The organism is Neisseria sp. HMSC068C04 (genome assembly GCF_001810105.1).
Classification (GTDB): domain Bacteria; phylum Pseudomonadota; class Gammaproteobacteria; order Burkholderiales; family Neisseriaceae; genus Neisseria; species Neisseria flavescens_B.
Window position 1 is genome coordinate 1 of the sequence record NZ_KV799917.1, and the last position, 17,650, is coordinate 17,650.

General features: G+C 48.2%; 16 protein-coding genes and 1 tRNA gene. 3 read left to right on the plus strand and 14 right to left on the minus strand.

Going from position 1 to position 17,650, the window contains the following annotated elements; translation table 11 throughout:
- Positions 1-60: 60 nt before the first annotated feature.
- Positions 61-1,398, minus strand: coding sequence for a phosphoglucosamine mutase (glmM, locus tag HMPREF2700_RS02195; RefSeq protein ID WP_070589678.1), 1,338 nt, complete (start codon positions 1,396-1,398; stop codon positions 61-63).
- 198 nt (positions 1,399-1,596) lie between these two features.
- A complete protein-coding gene (locus HMPREF2700_RS02200; RefSeq protein ID WP_070589679.1) occupies positions 1,597-2,454 on the minus strand; it encodes a c-type cytochrome in 858 nt (285 codons plus the stop codon).
- A 285-nt stretch (positions 2,455-2,739) separates the two neighbouring features.
- On the opposite strand from HMPREF2700_RS02200, the gene HMPREF2700_RS02205 reads away from it, so the two are divergent.
- Positions 2,740-2,815 (plus strand) — tRNA-Arg (locus HMPREF2700_RS02205).
- Between the two features lie 91 nt (positions 2,816-2,906).
- Here HMPREF2700_RS02205 and HMPREF2700_RS02210 read toward each other — a convergent pair.
- Both HMPREF2700_RS02210 and HMPREF2700_RS02215 read right to left on the minus strand, forming a co-directional pair.
- Positions 2,907-4,100 (minus strand): amino acid aminotransferase, encoded by a 1,194-nt coding sequence (locus HMPREF2700_RS02210; RefSeq protein ID WP_070589681.1) that lies wholly within the window; start codon positions 4,098-4,100, stop codon positions 2,907-2,909.
- A gap of 110 nt (positions 4,101-4,210) precedes the next feature.
- Positions 4,211-4,984 carry a FadR/GntR family transcriptional regulator gene (locus HMPREF2700_RS02215; protein ID WP_070589682.1) on the minus strand — a complete coding sequence of 258 codons (774 nt, stop codon included), beginning with the start codon at positions 4,982-4,984 and terminating at the stop codon, positions 4,211-4,213.
- A 428-nt stretch (positions 4,985-5,412) separates the two neighbouring features.
- Here HMPREF2700_RS02215 and HMPREF2700_RS02220 point away from each other — a divergent pair, with 428 nt between their 5' ends.
- The gene (locus HMPREF2700_RS02220; RefSeq protein WP_070589684.1) at positions 5,413-7,389 is read left to right on the plus strand and encodes a TonB-dependent copper receptor; all 1,977 of its coding nucleotides are present in this window, start codon (positions 5,413-5,415) and stop codon (positions 7,387-7,389) included.
- 128 nt (positions 7,390-7,517) lie between these two features.
- On the opposite strand, the gene HMPREF2700_RS02225 is transcribed toward HMPREF2700_RS02220, so the two are convergent.
- The 4 genes from HMPREF2700_RS02225 to HMPREF2700_RS02240 all read right to left on the minus strand — a co-directional run bounded on the left by HMPREF2700_RS02225 (position 7,518) and on the right by HMPREF2700_RS02240 (position 11,785).
- Entirely contained in the window at positions 7,518-8,855 is a 1,338-nt protein-coding gene (locus tag HMPREF2700_RS02225) for a sodium-dependent transporter (protein ID WP_070589686.1), read from the minus strand.
- A gap of 267 nt (positions 8,856-9,122) precedes the next feature.
- Positions 9,123-10,028 carry a metal ABC transporter solute-binding protein, Zn/Mn family gene (locus HMPREF2700_RS02230; RefSeq protein WP_107867435.1) on the minus strand — a complete coding sequence of 302 codons (906 nt, stop codon included), beginning with the start codon at positions 10,026-10,028 and terminating at the stop codon, positions 9,123-9,125.
- Positions 10,029-10,107: 79 nt separating this feature from the next.
- Positions 10,108-10,983, minus strand: a complete 876-nt coding sequence (locus tag HMPREF2700_RS02235) for a metal ABC transporter permease (protein ID WP_003685375.1) — start codon at positions 10,981-10,983, stop codon at positions 10,108-10,110.
- Positions 10,984-11,059: 76 nt separating this feature from the next.
- Positions 11,060-11,785 carry a metal ABC transporter ATP-binding protein gene (locus HMPREF2700_RS02240; RefSeq protein ID WP_070607635.1) on the minus strand — a complete coding sequence of 242 codons (726 nt, stop codon included), beginning with the start codon at positions 11,783-11,785 and terminating at the stop codon, positions 11,060-11,062.
- A 270-nt stretch (positions 11,786-12,055) separates the two neighbouring features.
- Between HMPREF2700_RS02240 and HMPREF2700_RS02245 the strand changes: the two genes are divergently transcribed.
- A complete protein-coding gene (locus HMPREF2700_RS02245) occupies positions 12,056-12,352 on the plus strand; it encodes a DUF2288 domain-containing protein (protein ID WP_004520632.1) in 297 nt (98 codons plus the stop codon).
- Positions 12,353-12,419: 67 nt separating this feature from the next.
- Here HMPREF2700_RS02245 and apaG read toward each other — a convergent pair whose 3' ends face one another.
- From apaG to hpnD, 6 genes are all read right to left on the minus strand, one after another.
- On the minus strand, positions 12,420-12,788 hold the full coding sequence (gene apaG / locus HMPREF2700_RS02250; protein ID WP_070589688.1) for a Co2+/Mg2+ efflux protein ApaG: 369 nt from the start codon (positions 12,786-12,788) through the stop codon (positions 12,420-12,422).
- Positions 12,789-12,884: 96 nt separating this feature from the next.
- Positions 12,885-13,373 carry a phosphatidylglycerophosphatase A family protein gene (locus tag HMPREF2700_RS02255; protein WP_070589695.1) on the minus strand — a complete coding sequence of 163 codons (489 nt, stop codon included), beginning with the start codon at positions 13,371-13,373 and terminating at the stop codon, positions 12,885-12,887.
- On the minus strand, positions 13,366-14,322 hold the full coding sequence (gene thiL / locus HMPREF2700_RS02260; protein WP_070589690.1) for a thiamine-phosphate kinase: 957 nt from the start codon (positions 14,320-14,322) through the stop codon (positions 13,366-13,368). The genes HMPREF2700_RS02255 and thiL overlap by 8 nt, the downstream gene beginning before the upstream one ends.
- A gap of 185 nt (positions 14,323-14,507) precedes the next feature.
- Entirely contained in the window at positions 14,508-15,227 is a 720-nt protein-coding gene (locus HMPREF2700_RS02265; protein WP_003682583.1) for an SDR family oxidoreductase, read from the minus strand.
- Positions 15,228-15,322: 95 nt separating this feature from the next.
- Complete coding sequence (gene hpnE, locus HMPREF2700_RS02270; protein ID WP_070589691.1) at positions 15,323-16,630, minus strand: hydroxysqualene dehydroxylase HpnE; 1,308 nt, start codon at positions 16,628-16,630, stop codon at positions 15,323-15,325.
- Positions 16,627-17,475: a presqualene diphosphate synthase HpnD gene (hpnD, locus tag HMPREF2700_RS02275; protein WP_070589693.1), complete on the minus strand. Its 849-nt coding sequence runs from the start codon at positions 17,473-17,475 to the stop codon at positions 16,627-16,629. Before hpnD ends, hpnE begins: the two co-directional genes overlap by 4 nt.
- Positions 17,476-17,650 lie beyond the last annotated feature (175 nt).

The following is a 17,650-nucleotide window of genomic DNA, read 5'->3' on the forward strand; positions in this document are numbered from 1 at the left end:
TGGGGAATTTTGCAAAGGTCTCGGCCTTTTATTTAGTTCAATTCAACATCAAACACGCTGTTACTTTTGACCTTGAATGGCAGCGGCAATTTTTTCTGCGCCTTTTTTCGCCCAGTCTGCCTGCTTGGCTTCCACCATCACGCGCACGACAGGCTCTGTACCGGATGCGCGCAAGACCACGCGGCCTTTGCCTTCGAGTTCTTTTTCCACTTCAGCCAAAGCCTCTTTGGAAGCATCCTGCCAGTTTTGCCCTTTTTTGATGCGGACGTTAATCATGGTTTGCGGATACGGCTGCCAATCGGCGCAAACGGTGGCAAGGTCTTGATTCAAGGTTTGCAATGCAGCCAAGACTTGCAGAGCGGAAATGATGCCGTCGCCGGTATTGTGTTTGTCCATGCACAAAATATGGCCGCTGGCTTCGCCGCCAATCAGCCAACCGCGTTGGTGGAGCTGTTCCAACACATAGCGGTCGCCCACTTTGGCGCGGCAGAAATCAACGCCCTGCTCTTTCAAAGCAATTTCCATCGCCATATTGGTCATCACTGTACCCACCACGCCACCGATTTCCACGCCTTCGTGCGCGCGTGCTTTGGCAATCACATAAATCAGGCTGTCGCCGTCATACACTTTGCCATTGCGGTCAACCATCATCAAACGGTCGCCATCGCCATCCAAGGCAATGCCGTAATCGGCTTCATTTTGCAACACAGCCGCTTGCAAAGCTTTCGGATGGGTCGCACCACATTTCTCATTGATGTTGTAACCGTTTGGCTCATCACCGATGCTGACTACTTGCGCGCCCAACTCATGGAATACTTTAGGTGCAACTGCATAGCCCGCACCATTAGCGGTATCGACCACCAATTTCAGACCGCGCAAGTCCAAATGGCTTGGGAAAGTGGATTTACAAAACTCGATATAGCGGTCATCCGCACCATTAATCCGGCGCGCACGGCCCAAACGGCTGGACGGCTGGGTTTTCATTTCTTCATCGATTTTGGCTTCAATTTCTAACTCGATTTCATCGCTCAACTTCACACCGCCTTCGGCAAAGAATTTAATGCCGTTGTCGGAATAAACGTTATGGGAAGCAGAAATCATCACACCGGCAGACAAACGTAAAGCACGGGTCAAATACGCTACACCTGGGGTTGGCAGAGGGCCGGTTTGAATAACATTGACACCGGCGGCAGTAAAGCCGGCAATCAGCGCGGCTTCCAGCATATAGCCTGAAATACGCGTGTCTTTACCGATTAAAACAGTCGGTTTAATTTCACCTTCGTGCTGTACCAAAACCTGACCTGCCGCATAACCCAATTTCAAGACAAAATCAGGATTGATAGGGAATTGACCGACTTCGCCGCGCACACCGTCAGTACCAAAATATTTTTTTGCCATGAGATAACTCCGTGATTGTTTTGTCGTATGTGAATATGGTTGAACTTCTTTAAAAAATATTGTGTTTGAAGGCCGTCTGAATCTTTCAGACAAACCACAATCTACTACTTCCGTATTATAGCAAGATCAGGCCTTCCTGCACGAAAAAAGCGCATCCTATACGGAATGCGCTTTCTATTCGAGATTCAAAGTCAAATCTTAGAATTTAGCACCAGATTGATTAGCCATGTAATCAACTGCAGCTTTCACTTCATCGTCGCTCAGGCTGCCGTTACCGCCTTTGGCAGGCATTGCGTTAAAGCCTTCGAGTGCGTGTTTGTGCAGGGTGTCTTTACCTTGTTTGATACGAGGAGCCCAGTCTTCTTTTTTACCTACATGAGGAACACCGGGAACCGCACCGCCGTGACATGCTTGGCAACTGGCTTCGTAAACTTTTTTACCGTCTGCACCGCCGGCAGCTGCGCCTTTGTCTTCAGCTTTGGCAGCATCTGCTTTAGGAACATCGGCAGTAGCCGCACCCTCAGCAGCAGGAGCTGAAGCAACCTCGCCGGAAGCAGCGGCATCGGCAGGAGCCGCAGCATCAGGATCAGGGAAAGTACCGCCGGCTTTGTTGGCCATATAAGTAATTACGCGTTTCAATTCTTGGTCGGTCAAATCAGCCGCACCACCTTTGGCAGGCATTGCGTTGAAACCGTTCAAAGCGTGTTGGAACAAAGTATCAAAGCCTTGGGCGATACGAGGAGCCCAATCGCCTTTGTTTTCAAATTTAGGCGCATTAGGAACAATGCTGTCCGCCGCGTGACATTGGATACAGATTTTGTTGAAAATCTGGTCGCCTTGACGTTCGCCGACAGGGATGCCGTCGCCCAGTTTGAGTTGGCCGACTGGCTGGATACGGGTTTGAGTCGCAGCTTCGGTTGTTTCGTTAACATCGCCGAATGAACCGCTTCCCGCCAATTTGATCAGGAAGAAAATTACTGCAATAACAATAACGATACCGCTCACAAGGGTGAACAATGCAGAGCCTTGGGCTTTGTGGTCGCGGAGTTGTTTCATTTGGTAGGCCTCGCCGTTAGGTTAGGTTGTGCTGTAAGTTATAGTTTATGTGTTAAACGCAATTAACAATATTTTGCTGGATTATACTGAATTCGCAAAGGCTTTCCAATCCATCTTGAGAAAAAGATACGCAAAAATCCTCAAAAAGGCCGTCTGAAATCTATAAGCCTTTGTAGTTAATTGATTATTCCAGCCATGCAAAAAAGTGGCCGCCAATGCCACTTTCAGACACTTTCAAGATAAACTTTGCCAATAAAGCCAATATGCGTTAACCTTACGGCTTCCGCACCCATAGCTCAGTTGGAAGAGTGTCAGTTTCCGAAGCTGGAGGTCACAGGTTCGATCCCTGTTGGGTGCGCCAATTATAAAGAGGCCGTCTGAAAGATGAAAATTTTTCAGACGGCCTTTTGATTTACTTCAAATAAAACTACATTCAATTTCAGATTGAACGGCTATTGCAACACTTTGGCAAATGCCTCGGCCACATAATCGATATTCGATGCATTCAAACCGGCCACACACATCCTGCCCGAATCCAGCAGATAAACGGCAAACTCGTCGCGCAGGCGGTGCACCTGCTCTACGGTCAGGCCTGTATAGCTGAACATACCGCGTTGTTTGATGAAATAGCTGAAATCGCGATTGGGGATTTTGGCCGTCAAAACATCATAAAGCTTCTGACGCATGGCACGGATGCGGTCGCGCATGGCGTAAACCTCGTTCTCCCACAAAGCGCGCAAATCATCGCTGTTCATCACATCAGACGCAATATATGCACCATGCGCGGCAGGGCTGGAATAAATACGGCGGACGGTAAATTTCAACTGTCCGAACACCAGCTCTGCTTCTTCCTTATTGGGACACACTACACTCAAACCGCCGACGCGCTCTCCGTACAGCGACAGGTTTTTCGAGAAAGAGTTGCTGACAAACAAAGGCAGACCCATTTCGACGGCTTTACGGATTGCATAGGCATCGCTGTCCAAATCCTCGCCGAAACCTTGATAGGCAATATCCATAAACGGAATCAGCTTGTGCGTTTTGATGATGTCCAACACCTCATCCCATTGCGCTTGTAACATATCTACGCCGGTCGGGTTTTGGCAACATGGATGCAAAATCAATACGCTGTTTTCCGGCAATGTTTTGAAAAACGCAGTCATTTCTTCAAATTTCACGCCGACGGTTTCAGGGTTGTAATAAGGATACGTCCCCACTTCAAAACCTGCGCCTTCAAAAATGCCTTTATGATTGTCCCAAGTCGGATCGCTGACATAGGCTTTTACATCGGGGAACCAACGGTGCAAAAAGTCGGCACCAACTTTCAACGCCCCCGAGCCGCCTAAAGTCTGTACAGTCGCAACACGCCCTTCTGCCAATGCCGGATTATCCTTGCCAAACAACAAACGCTGAACCGCGCTTCGATAAGTGTCCAAACCTTCCATCGGCAGATAAGGCGATGGTCGCGGTACGGCCGCACGCTCTGCTTCTGCCCGGCGGACAGATTCCAAAACCGGCATTTTGCCTTCGTCATCAAAATAAATGCCTATGCTCAAATTGACTTTTTCAGGACGCTCGTCGCGTTTGAAGGTTTCAACCAAACTCAAAATCGGGTCGCCCGGATAATACTCGACATGACGGTACATGGTGCTTCCTTTGTTTTCAGACAGAATTGATGAAGATTGTGGCACTAAAAGGCTTTGTTTGCAAAATCAGGCCGTCTGAAAAATTCAGACGGCCTGATTATTTTTAAACGCTACCAATCTACCCGTTTCAAATCATTTTGTGCCAATACATCCGCATGCTCGCTGCGGCTTTGATATTCCCTGTCCTGCAAAATGCGGCGGGCGACATAATTCAAATGTAGCTTGGCCGCTTCAGCAGCCTCCGCCGGTTTGGCCTGCGCAACGGCTTCAAAAATAGCGCGGTGCTGGGCAATCAATGTCGGGCGCGGGTCTTCGGTTTGATGGATATAGATAATGCCGCTGCGTGTTTGCTGATAAAGCATTTTGAGCAGGCTACTGGAAAGATGACTGAATAGGATATTGTGTGCGGCATCGGCAATGGTTTGATGAAAGCTGACGTCTGCTTCGGCCTGATGCTCCAAATTTCCGCTTTCACAGGCCGTTTCAAACTTCTGCCGCCAGAAGTCAATGCGTTTCAAATCAGCATCAGTCCGTCTTTCGGCAGCCAAAGCCGCCATACAGCCTTCAACGTGACAGCTGAAATCGAATACGTCTGTTTCCCAATTGGTATGTTTGCCGAGCAACTCCTGCCAGCTTTGTAAAAAATCCTGCTGCGGCTTGACGGAAACATAATAGCCATCGCCCTGCCGCGCTTCCAAAACCTGCTTGGCAATCAAGATATTCAATGCCACCCTGACCGACGGACGCGATACGCCGAACTCTTCCGCAAGCGTACGTTCGGGAGGCAATTTACTGCCTTCTTCATAAATGCCGGTAGCGATACGTTCTTCCAAAACGGCTAAAACCTGATCGCTGATTTTTTGCGGACGAACCAATTTCGTCATGTTGTATTCCTGATGATTGAAGGACAGTTTTATTCAGACGGCCATAAATTGGATTGACCAATTAACTGCTCATTCTAATCAATCCCCTATTTTTTCGTCAAGAAATGTTATCAAATCGCAATATCAATAGAAAATCATAAGCAAATGATGCTTTCTATACCAAATATCTTCTTGCTTTCATTTAAATAATTAAATTAATGAAATTCCCAATAATCAAGTTTAAAACCATATTGGTATTTTTTATGAACTGCTTAAGAAGAATCAAATTTTACCATCACTGGTATAACCAAATCACGAACCAGCAAAACATGCAAATAAAATGATAAATATTGATATAAGTTAAAAACAGTATGTTTTAATTTTACTAAACTTTATATATACTACTTAAGCATTACTCAATATGACACTTAATAATAGAGAGAAACTACATGAAATACCCACCATTACTTATCTTGCCTATCGTCCTAGCCGTATCCCAAGCATGGGCAGACACTGACCCTGTACCTGAAGAAACAGTTACCCTTTCCCCTGTCACCGTCACCGGCACACAACAACAAAAAGCCAACCGCGTTACTTTCAACCCCAAAGCTGCTTTGCAACCCCTCCCTGCCGGTGACGGGGCAGACCTTTTGCAATCCGTGCCTAATATGAGCATCATCCGCAAAGGCGGCAGCTCGGGCGATCCATTATTCCGTGGTTTGGGCGGCTCGCGCCTCTCCGTTAATGCCGACGACCAGTTTATTTATGGCGGTTGCGGTATGCGTATGGACCCACCGACTGCCTATATTCACCCAAACTCATTTGATCAAGTCGTGGTCACCAAAGGCCCACAAACCGTCACCCAAGGCATGGGCTTGGTCAGCGGCTCGGTGCAATTTATCCGTAAAGATCCTGATTTCACTGAGAAACCTTATAACATTAACGCCACTCTGACAGCAGGCAGCAACGACCGCCTTGATGGCTCGCTGGAAGCCGAGTTCGGCGGCAAATACGGCTATGTCCGCACCAATATCTCCCATAACGAAGCCGACGACTACAAAGACGGCGACGGCAACCGCATTCACTCCAACTTCAAACGCGACAGCCAAATGTTGCAACTGGGTGTTACCCCGACAGAAAACACCACCATTGCCGGCACATACGAGCGCAGCAGAGCCAAGGTTGCCTACGCCGACCGCATGATGGACGGCAGTAAATTCGACCGCGATGCATGGAACGTCCGCTTTACCCAGCGCAACCTTACCCCTTGGTTCAGCGAACTCGAACTGCGCTACGGCAAAAGCGAAATCGACCACGTGATGGATACATACAGCCTGCGTACCATCTACAATCCTGCCGGCAAGCAGATTAAAAATGCCAACAACCCTAAACGCAATACCGATACAGGCCGTCTGAAAGCCACTTTTGACTGGGACAAGCTCAACCTGCAAACCGGTTTGGACTATCTGGACGACGTCCACGTCGCACGCATGGAGCGTGGCGGCGACGGCTACAGCCACAAGCCTTACATGCCCAACCAAAGTTTCAAACAATGGGGTATTTTCACCGAAGCCTCTTGGCAGCAAACCGACAATCAACGCTGGGTAGCAGGTTTACGCCATGACCAAGTCAAAGCGCATTACGATACCGCGCGCGTGACCGACCCCGTTTTGAAACATCAAAAATTCAATTTGAACTCAGGCTTCCTGCGTTGGGAAAGAAATACGGACAACGGCCTGAAATACTATGCCGGCTTCGGTATTGCCGAACGCGCACCTGACTATTGGGAACGCCTGCGCTCTGAAAACAAAGCCATCCGCGCAGAGCAAAACCGCCAAATCGATGCAGGTGTAATTTGGAAACGTCCTAATCTCCACGCGTCTGTATCCGTATTCGGCAGCGACATCAAAGACTTCATCATGATGGAACGCCAAGGCATGAATTTCGGCGTGCGCAACATCAACGCTTCACGCTTTGGCGGCGAAGCCGAAGTCAAATGGACATTTGCGCCTAACTGGGAAATCGGCACCAGCCTCGCCTACACCCACGGCAAAAACCGTACCGACGGCAAACCTTTGGCACAAACGCCACCGCTCGAGTGGAACAACACCCTCGCCTTTGACAACGGCAAATTCAGCGCGGGCGCATTATGGCGCGTCGTGGCCAAACAAAACCGTTACAGCAAAGGCCAAGGCAATATCGTCGGTCAAGACATCGGTGCTTCTTCGGGCTTTGGCGTACTCTCGCTCAATGCCGGTTGGAAATTCAGCAAATACGCCACATTGCAAGGCGGCGTGGACAACGTGTTCAACAAAACCTATGCTGAATTCGTCAGCCGTGGTGGCGACCCGTCTGCCGGTACTCAAACCATGCGTGTGAACGAACCCGGTCGTACTGCATGGCTGAGACTGCAAGCGAAGTTCTAATCAGCCTCGCGTGTATATAAAAAGGCCGTCTGAAAAATTTTCAGACGGCCTTGATACTTTTTAATGATATTTTTAAACAAACAGTCCAGCGAAGCAATGCAACGCCGGGCTGTTTGTTCACTATCGGATTAAATCAAACCCAAAGAGTTGATGAACACGACAATAATCGCAATCGGCGCAAGATAGCGAAGCGCACCCAACCACAGGTAAAGCAGCTGTTTCGGAATGGTACTGCCCATGCCCGCATCACGCAGGACAGACTGTTTGTCCTGAACCCAAGACGTAAACACGGCAACGCTCAATGCGCCAATCGGCATGATGACGGCAGAAATAATAAAATCCCACAAGTCAAAAATGGTTTTGCCGAAAATTTTAAACTCGCTCCATACGCCAAAAGACAGCGCCGAAGGAATACCGACTATGAAAATCGCAATGCCGGTTACCCAAGCATGGCTGCTGCGTTTTTTCTCGTCTTGGCGGATGGTTGCCGCGATAACGGTTTCCAGCATGGAAAACGCGGAAGTCAGCGTGGCAAAAACAACCAACAGCATGAACACGGCAAACAAATATGTACCCATCGGCATTTTCATGAAGACCGCAGGCAACACAATAAAAATCAAACCAGGGCCTTGACCGGGTTCAAAACCGAAGGCAAATACCGCAGGGAAAATCACCAAACCGGCCAGCAGCGACACAAACAGGTTCATCCACATAATCATGTGGCCGGAGCGGAACATATCCTGATCCTTACCCAAATACGAAGCATAGGTAATCATCGCGGACACGCCGATACTCAAGGCAAAAAACGCCTGCCCCAAAGCAGTCAGCATCGTACCCGGTTTCAAATACGACCAATCCGGTTTCAACAAAAATGCCACGCCGTCCATTGCGCCGGGCAAGGTCAGCGAACGGATAGCCAATGCAATAAAGAGGATAAATAAACCCGGCATCAAGACGCGGTTTGCCTTTTCAATGCCGTCTGAAACGCCGCCTTTAACCACCCAAATGGTAATCAGCATAAACAAGCCTTGGTAAAACAGCGAGCCAAACGGTGAAGAAATCGTATTTTCAAACAGGGCCTTAAAGTCTGCGCCAACGTGAATTTCGCCGGTAAAGCTGTGCACGACGTAGTTCAATACCCAGCCGCCGACCACGCTGTAAAACGACAGCAAAATAAAACACGCGGCCACACCCATGCGGCCAACCCACGGCCACTGCGAACCGGGGCGCAATACTTTGAAGGAGTCGATGGCATTTTTACCGCCCGTGCGGCCGATGTAAAACTCGGCTAATTGAACCGGCAAAGCCACCAAAATCGTAAAAATCAAAAACAAAAGAAAGAATACGGCGCCACCGTTTGTACCGGCCGTATAAGGAAATTTCCAAATTGCACCCAAACCGATGGCCGAGCCTGCCGCAGCAAGCACAAAGCCGATTTTGGATGACCAAGATGAATGGTTGCTCATGATGTAATATTAAGAAACGTGAAGATGCCGAATTGTAACAGGGTGAAGTCAAGCCGTGAGTGGCTGGCAGACTGCTGATAAGCAATTCGCACGGATGGTGCGTACTTACCAGGCAAATTAGCATGAATTTTTTATAATTAAACTTTTAATAGCATAAATTTTATTTTTATATTTTAAATTTGACGGTTTATTTTAAAAATACGCATATGAAAGGCCGTCTGAAACCTTGTTTTCCAAGTTTCAGACGGCCTTTATCCTTAAGCCGCTTTATTTTTTCATGGCATCAGTCAAAACTTTGACATTGTAGCGGTACATGCCGATGTAGCTGTTGGCCGGTGCGCCACCCAATGCATCGGAATACAAACGTCCGCTGACATTGACGCCGGTTTCTTTGGCGATGCGGTCAATCATGCGCGTATCTTTGATGTTTTCAGTAAAGACGGCTTTAATGCCCTCGCGTTTGATTTGGCGGATGATGGAAGCCACTTGTTTGGCAGACGGCTCGGCTTCGCTGCTCACGCCTTGAGGGGCGATAAATTCAATATTGTAGCGTTTGCCCATGTAAGAGAACGCGTCGTGTCCGGTCAAGACTTTTCGCTTGGCGGCAGGTACGGCATTAAAGGCAGCCTGCGCATCACTGTGCAGTTTTTTCAGCTGCATTTGATAGTTGCCCAAACGTTGCTGATAGTAGGTTTTGCCTTCAGGGTCGGCTTGAATCAGCGCATTGGCAACGTTTTGCGCATAAGTACCCATCAGGACGGGGTCGGTCCAAACGTGCGGGTCAAACTCACCGTGATCGTGATGATGGCCTTCGTGATCGTGGTCATGATGATGGCCGCCCTCTTCTGCTTTCAAAGCCTGAATGCCTTTGGTCGCTTCGGCAAAAGGAACTTTACTCTGTTTGACTGCACGCTGTACATCGGCGGCTTCCAAGCCCAAGCCGTTGAGCAATACCAATTTTGCGCTGCGGATTTTTTTGATGTCGCCGCTGGTCATGTGGTAGGCATGGCTGTCTTGGTTAGGGCCCACCAAGCTTTGAACGGCCACGCGGTCGCCGCCAATCTGTTTGGCCACATCGCCCAAAATGCTGAAGCTGGTGACAACAGGCAGCGGAGCGGCATAAGCTGCACCGGTCAATAATGCGGCAACGATGCCGAGTTTCCAATGTTTCATATTCTCTCCAGTGATATAACGTAACATTAACATCATCATAAAACAGACCGCCTGATTATTCAAGCGGCCGTCTGAAAAATCATGCCGTGCGGTGTTTCTTGCGGCGCAGCCATTTTGCCAAAATGCCGCCTTCCCAACCGAACACGACGGAAATCAGGTAAAGCGTGCCGCAGCATAAAATAATCGCAGGGCCGGACGGGATTTCGATATGGTAGGAAAACAACAGTCCTGCCAAGCCGCAAAGCAAAGCCAATGCGACAGACAAAATCATCAGCCAACCCATGCTTTTCGCCCACAGTCTGGCAGTAATCGCCGGCAACATCATCAAGCCGACCGACATCAGCGTACCCAATGCCTGAAAACCGGCAACCAGATTCATCACGACCAGCACCAAAAACAACACATGCCAAAAGCCGCCCTTACCGCCGACAGCCTTGAGGAACAAAGGATCTATGCTCTCCAACACCAGTGGGCGGAACATGACCGCCATCAGCAAAATAGTAACACTCGCAGAAACGGCAATCAGCTGCAAAGCCGGAATATCCACCGCCAACACCGAACCAAACAGCAAATGCAGCAAATCGACGCTGCTGCCGTTTTTGCTGACCAAAACCACGCCGATGGCAAGGCTGCTCAAATAAAATGCGGCAAAGTTCGCGTCTTCTTTCAATGAAGTAAACCGGCTGACCAAACCTGCTAACAAAGCCATCAGCAAACCGGCCGCAAAACCGCCGACACTCATTGCAGGCAAACTCAAACCGGCAAACATATAGCCAATGGCTGCACCGGGCAAAACTGCATGGCTCAAGGCGTCGCCCACCAAACTCATGCGGCGCATCACCAAAAACACACCGACAGGCGCCGCGCTCAATGCCAGGCAGAAAATCGACGCCAGGGCATAGCGCATAAAGTCAAATTCGGCGAACGGTGCGACGACCAAATCATATAAATCCATGTTTTATCGCTTTTTTATTAATCTCTGAAAGCCTTAGGCCGTCTGAAAAATACTAACTTTCAGACGGCCTTGTCCATTAAACCGCGCACCAATCGGCCGCTTCCTGTTTCTGCATCATTCGGTTTGCCTGTGCCAAAAACTCATCGGTCAACACATTTTCCGTCGCACCGGCAGTCACTTTTTCACGCGCCAAAAGCAGCGTGTTGGCAAAATATGCCCTCACCTGCTCGTAATCATGCAACACGGCAATCACAGCCTGACCGTCCTGATGGCATTGGCGCAAAACTTCCAACAGCGCATAAGTCGTCCGCGCATCCACCGCATTAAACGGTTCGTCCAGCAACAAAAATTTGGCATCCTGCACCAGCATCCGCGCGAATAATACACGTTGGAACTGGCCATTGGACAAGTGCGCGATTTGGCGCGTGGCAAAATCCTGCATTTCCACGCGTTCCAAAGCCGCCATCACGCGCTTTTTCTGCGCCGCGTTCACGCGTCCGAAAAAGCCGATTTCATACCACAGCCCCATCGCCGCCAGTTCAAACACCGTCATCGGCTGGCTGCGGTCAATATCCGACTGTTGCGGCAGATAGGCAATATCCTTGCGCGCCATATTTTCATAGCGCACACTGCCCGTGTCCGTCTTCTGCAAGCCCATAATGGCTTTGAGCAGGGTCGATTTACCCGCGCCGTTCGGCCCGAAAATCGTCCACATCTTGCCATCTTCAAACACCATATCGACATGATGCACCACCGGCCTGCGCTGATAGCTGACCGTCAGATTCTCCACCACGATACTCATGGCGATACCGCCCAAAAATATACAGCCCACAACGCCGCCAATGCGACAAGCGCAATCAGCAGCCTTTGCAGCAATCCGGTCAACAATATAGAATTCATAAGCCTAAAACCGCCCTTGCCCGAATACGGACAACAGGCCGTCTGAAAGAAAATTAAAACATTAAAATGATACTGTATAACGTTAACCCTGTAAATTTCTTTCGTTTTCAGACGGCATCGGGCAAAAGGCCGAATATCGGTTACAATCCGTTTTTTATTTGATGATTGTCCTATGTCTATTCCACTCTTAAACGAAAAACTCAATACCGAAACCGCCCGCATCTCATGGGAAGAGCTGCAACCCCACTTCGCACGCGGTGCCGCCGTCTATGTTGCGCCTGATTTGGATTTGATTGCCGTTGCCCGCCATGTTGCCGAAGATGAAGCCGCGCCATTGAAACAATGGATGGAACAAGGCAAATTCGGTGCCATCAGCGATGATATGGCGCGCACATTTTTAGCGGATAAGCAGGAAATGTGGGCGGTTGTCGTGGCGCCGTGGGTATTGGTACAGCCTTGCAAAGACTGATGAGGCCGTCTGAAAAATAAAAAACCGGAACATGCAAAATGTTCCGGTTTTTTATTTTTCAGACGGCCTATTGCAACGTAAAGCCTGCTTTGAATTCAAGCTTCGGCACCCCGATAACGAAACGTTTGCCGATACTGTCTTCAAATTCATACGCGCCTTCGATACTGCCCCAAGGCGTGCTGATTTGCGAACCACTGTTGTACTCATAGGCTTCGCCCGGGTACAAAACAGGTTGCTCTTCAATCAAGCCGACATGACCGACCTGCTCTGTCTCACCGTGTCCGTCGGTGATTTCCCAAAAACGCTGACGCAAAGTAATGATTTCATCACTGCGGTTGCAGATGGTAATCAGATAATTGAAGGCATAGCGGTCGCGATAGACGTCGCTCTGACCGGCCATATAACGCGGCTCCACGTTAATCTCGATTTCATTCATAATTGTTTACCCCGTATGGTATTTATTTTATTTCAATCCGGATAATTCCGGTGTGCCCGCCCTATTTTTGCAAAGGGTCGAAACACTTAAAACGCATCACGCAATCCAATAAAACAGGCCCAAGACCATCAAGGTCATCATAGCCGCAATCAAATCATCAAGCATAATGCCTAAACCTCCATGAATCCGCCGGTCAAACCATTTGATCGGCCATGGTTTCAACGCATCAAACAAGCGGAAAATAATAAAAGCAGCCAGCCACCAGCTCCATTTAAACGGAATCAGTGACAACACCAGCAGCATCGCGACAATTTCATCCCAGACGATACCGCCGTAATCCTGAATACCCAGTTCCTTCTCGGTATAACCGCAAATGCGGATACCCCAAAAAAACAAGGCGATACACAATAAAAGCAATATCCAGCCGTCTATGCCCAACAGGCACAATACAAAAGCCAGAGGTAATGCTGCCAGCGTTCCGGCCGTACCCGGCGCAACCGGCGACAAGCCGCTGCCGAAACCGAATCCTAAAAAACACAATGGTTTGTGCAACAGCCAAGAAAAAGTAGGTTTACGTTCAGCCAAAATGATCAAATCCTAAAGAAGTCAGTTCCAATACGCCGCCTTCGGCATCCAAAATATTCAGACGGCCTGAGTCGGTAATTTTACCAATTCGGGCGACCGGTACGCCACTTTGTTCCGCTGCCTGACAAACACGTTCCCTGTCTTCTGGAGCAGCAGTAAAAATCAGTTCGTAATCATCGCCGCCGGCCAATACTGCCGACAACCATTGTTCACGCGACAATACGTTTTTCAATTCAGGCAACGACGGCACACAATCGGCAAATATTTCCGCCCCGACAGCAGAGGCTTTTAAAATATGCCCCACATCTTGAGCCAGGCCGTCTGAAACATCTTGCGCGGCATGGGCAAACGGCAACAATGCCTGACCCAATGAAACGCGCGGCTCTGGACGGAGCAATTTATCATCGCAAACCGCCATGATTTCAGACGGCAATTGATAATGCCCCAGATGTTTGTTCAAAGCAGCGGCAGCCAAACCCAACCGACCCGACACCCAAACATCGTCGCCGACTTCGGCCGCATCACGCCGCAGGGCACGCCCTGTCAGAACTTCACCTACTATCGTTACATTAAAGACCAAATCGCCTTTTGTGGTATCGCCACCAATCAATACCGTATCAAAACGCGCGGCCAAAGCAAAAAAGCTATCGCAAAAACGTTTGAGCCAGTCTTGATTCAATTCAGGCAAGGCAGCACTGAGCAACACCCAACGCGGCTTGGCACCCATAGCGGCCATATCAGATAAATTTACTGCAAGCATTTTCCATGCCAAATCTTCGGGCGAAACATCTTCAAAAAAATGTCTGCCTTTGACCAACATATCAGCGCTAAAACATAAATCAAATCCGTTACTTGGGCGAATAATAGCGGCATCGTCCCCTATGCCCAAAATCAGACCTTCCGATTTTTGTCGCTGCAAATATTGTCTGATAAAGTCAAATTCCGTCATATTTATCCAATATAACTATAACTTAGATTACTATATCTAATTTTGTGCCAGCCTGATGTTTGCCTGCGAACACGTCAAACATCAAACTTCCATTATTTAGATATAAAACTCAGTAAGTTAAAGGCCGTCTGAAAATATAAATTTCAGACGGCCTCATGTTTTTAAACCACTCTGAGCAGGTATATTTACAGATAGACGATTTCGCCTGTCCGCCCCCTGCTCTCTTGACTTGCCCACCAAATAAATTGCGGCAGGACATCTTCGTAGTTTTTGCGTTCGCTTTTCGATTCGCCCGGATGAGATTTGATACGTTGCGGCGAATTGATGGCACCCGGCACCAAAACATTGGCACGCAGGTTGTCAAAACGTTCCCACTCATCCGCAGCCACTTTACACAAATAATTGAGCGCGGCTTTGGAGGCACCGAAACCGCCCCAATAGGCTTGCGGTTTCTCACCGTGGCTTTCGCCGACAAAAATCACAGAAGCATCTTCGGATTGCTTCAACAATGGGAACAGCGCACGGGTCAAGCCCATAGGCGCAACGGTATTGATACGGTATTGATTGACCCATTCCGATACGGTTTGAAAATCCAATGGCGACAAGGCATAGAAATAGCTGGCACAATGCACCACGCCATCCAATTTTCCACCGGTAGCTTCATCAATAGTTTCCGCGAATTGCTTAAACTCTTTCTCCTCCGCGCTCATTAAATCAAAGCAGATGGCAAACGGCTCAGGGCTGCCCGCAGCCACAATGGCATCATATACTTTTTCCAAACGCTTTTGATGACGCGCCACCAAAATGACAGTCGCTCCGGCAGCCGCATAGGCTTTGGCAACCTGCTCGCCCAAGCCTTGGGATGCGCCGGTAATCAAGATCGTTTTGTTCGCTAATGTCGTCATGACTTTTCCTTGAACTTTATGGTTTCGGATATTGTATCGGCTTGGTAAGTTTTGTAAAGTCAAAAAGGCCGTCTGAACATTCAGACGGCCTCAGTTTATTCAAACCGCAAATCCAGCATCAGCTTTTCAGCCACGGCAAAGCCAGACTGAACAGCAGCCTCCAATGTTGCCGGATAGCGCGGATGGAGATAGTCGCCGGCTGGATAAATACGGCGATGGTGCAACCATGAGAAATCAGGTTGTACAAAATCAACCGTTGCCGCCGTAGTCGCGCGTTTTTCCGTAATAATGCGTACGGCTTCAGGCTTGCCCAAATCCGGATAAACCCGCTTAATGTCCGCATGAACTTTCTCGGCCAAATCTTTATCCTTCCAAGCATCGGTGTAATCGGAAACGCTAATGACAACCGCAACTTCATTATCCGGCAAACCCAACGCCCCCCGATGCAGCACCCATTGCGCCGTACCATCAGAAAACCCGGTTAAAGGTGCAGGCAGTTTGACTGCTTGGGCATAACGCAAATAAACCGTGGTAATCGCATGATAGTGCAACGATTGATAGGCCGTCTGAATATAGTCAGGCGTATCTTTAGGCAGAAGTGCGTCAACATGATATGGCGCAACAGCCAAAATCACCGCATCAAATACTTCACCATTGATTTCAATTCGGCCATCAATATGATGGCTTAAATGTGAAACACGAGTTTCAAGATGTATCTTTGCACCATGTTTGAGCAGAAATTCCAAAGCTGGTTCGGCTACGATCCACCCTAAATCCTGCTTAGGCAAAAGATAATCGCTATTCGCCTTTTCAGACCATACGCCATCATTCAATACATTACATAAAATGCGCAGCGATGCCTGTTCTAACGGCGTATTTAAAGCACCCCAAACCAAAGGTTGCCAAAATTGGCCAAGCAGACTGCGGGGAACATTTCGTGTTCTCAACCACTTTGCAACCGTCAAATCGGTTTTATGATGAGCTGCCCAACGTTGCAAAGCCGACATATCCGACAGCAATTTGATTTTCAATGAAAAAGAAAGATTTTTCGCACGCAAGATACCGACAAGCAAATGCCAAGGCGCAGGCAGAGAGGCCGTCTGAAATTGTAATCCTTCATGGATGTACCATCGCAAAGGCTGGCGTAAAAAGGCTGATTCAGGTTGAACGCTAATATGTTGCATCAAAGTTTGAACACCATGATACACACCCAACAAGATATGCTGCCCATTATCCAAAAAGCTGAATCCACCATCTTTCCCTGCTATGGCACGCGCCCTACCGCCAGCCTGTCTCCCGGCCTCAAACAAAGAAATATCGGCTCGATGAATCAGGGAAACCGCCGCAGACAAACCTGCCCAACCGGCACCAATCACAGCAATTTTTGGACGCTTAGTATTCATGGTTTAAATCCAAACAGCCAAGTTTTCAAAGCAATACGTTTTTTACGGGGAGAAGGAATCGCTATTTTATAAGTCAACACATTTTGCGCACCATCACGGTCAATTTCATTCAACAACGCATAATAAATAGCCGCCATAATCAGGCCGACTTTTTGAGATTTCTTATCTTCAGCCGGCAGAAGTAACATCGCTTCACGATAAGTTTCTCGCGCCCTATTCACTTGAAATTGCATCAATTTTGCAAAATTGTCTGTCGGTTTGCACTGCATAATGACGTTGGCAGGTACGTCAAACTTCTGCATTTCCTCTATCGGTAGATAAATTCTTCCCTGTCGCGCATCTTCGCCTACATCGCGAATAATGTTCGTCAACTGCAAAGCCAAGCCCATCTTGTCCGCATATTCCAAAGTTTTCGGATTGGAAAAACCTAAAATCCGCGCAATAAGGCAACCCACTACCCCTGCAACACGGTGGCAATACAGCTTTAACTCATCAAAACTACCATAACGAGCCTGCTCCAAATCCATCTGCATGCCATCAATCAAAGCTTCAAATTCATTCTTCGGCAAGTTAAAATTTACCCGAATATCTTTTAAAGCCTGATGAACGGGATGCTCAGGCATCTCATTGTTAAAGACTTTCTCCAAATCACTGCGCCACCAATTCAACGTTATCTGAGCGACATTTGGATCGGTACAGCCATCAACCACATCATCTAGTTCGCGACAAAAAGCATATAAAACAGTGATCGCATTTCGTTTTTCTACCGATAAAAAACGAAAGCCGGATAAAAAACTGGAATGGCTTTCTGTAGCCTTTTGATGACAATAATCCAAAGCAAGCACTGTGTATCCTAAAAATATCGTTATAAATAATTAGCAGGGATTTTATCTGTATTTAAAAAAGTACGCCAATATCAAAAATTCATCTTACAACAAGGCCTCTGAAAACTGATCTTAAGTATCTTTCAGATGGCCTAATATTTACGTCGCCACTATCGAAACCAACAGCATCACCACC

Coding starts and splice junctions, on each gene's coding strand:
- glmM (WP_070589678.1), bottom strand. CDS start 1,398: ATGGCAAAAAAATATTTTGGTACTGACGGTGTGCGCGGCGAAGTCGGT.
- HMPREF2700_RS02200 (WP_070589679.1), bottom strand. CDS start 2,454: ATGAAACAACTCCGCGACCACAAAGCCCAAGGCTCTGCATTGTTCACC.
- HMPREF2700_RS02210 (WP_070589681.1), bottom strand. CDS start 4,100: ATGTACCGTCATGTCGAGTATTATCCGGGCGACCCGATTTTGAGTTTG.
- HMPREF2700_RS02215 (WP_070589682.1), bottom strand. CDS start 4,984: ATGACGAAATTGGTTCGTCCGCAAAAAATCAGCGATCAGGTTTTAGCC.
- HMPREF2700_RS02220 (WP_070589684.1), top strand. CDS start 5,413: ATGAAATACCCACCATTACTTATCTTGCCTATCGTCCTAGCCGTATCC.
- HMPREF2700_RS02225 (WP_070589686.1), bottom strand. CDS start 8,855: ATGAGCAACCATTCATCTTGGTCATCCAAAATCGGCTTTGTGCTTGCT.
- HMPREF2700_RS02230 (WP_107867435.1), bottom strand. CDS start 10,028: ATGAAACATTGGAAACTCGGCATCGTTGCCGCATTATTGACCGGTGCA.
- HMPREF2700_RS02235 (WP_003685375.1), bottom strand. CDS start 10,983: ATGGATTTATATGATTTGGTCGTCGCACCGTTCGCCGAATTTGACTTT.
- HMPREF2700_RS02240 (WP_070607635.1), bottom strand. CDS start 11,785: ATGAGTATCGTGGTGGAGAATCTGACGGTCAGCTATCAGCGCAGGCCG.
- HMPREF2700_RS02245 (WP_004520632.1), top strand. CDS start 12,056: ATGTCTATTCCACTCTTAAACGAAAAACTCAATACCGAAACCGCCCGC.
- apaG (WP_070589688.1), bottom strand. CDS start 12,788: ATGAATGAAATCGAGATTAACGTGGAGCCGCGTTATATGGCCGGTCAG.
- thiL (WP_070589690.1), bottom strand. CDS start 14,322: ATGACGGAATTTGACTTTATCAGACAATATTTGCAGCGACAAAAATCG.
- HMPREF2700_RS02265 (WP_003682583.1), bottom strand. CDS start 15,227: ATGACGACATTAGCGAACAAAACGATCTTGATTACCGGCGCATCCCAA.
- hpnE (WP_070589691.1), bottom strand. CDS start 16,630: ATGAATACTAAGCGTCCAAAAATTGCTGTGATTGGTGCCGGTTGGGCA.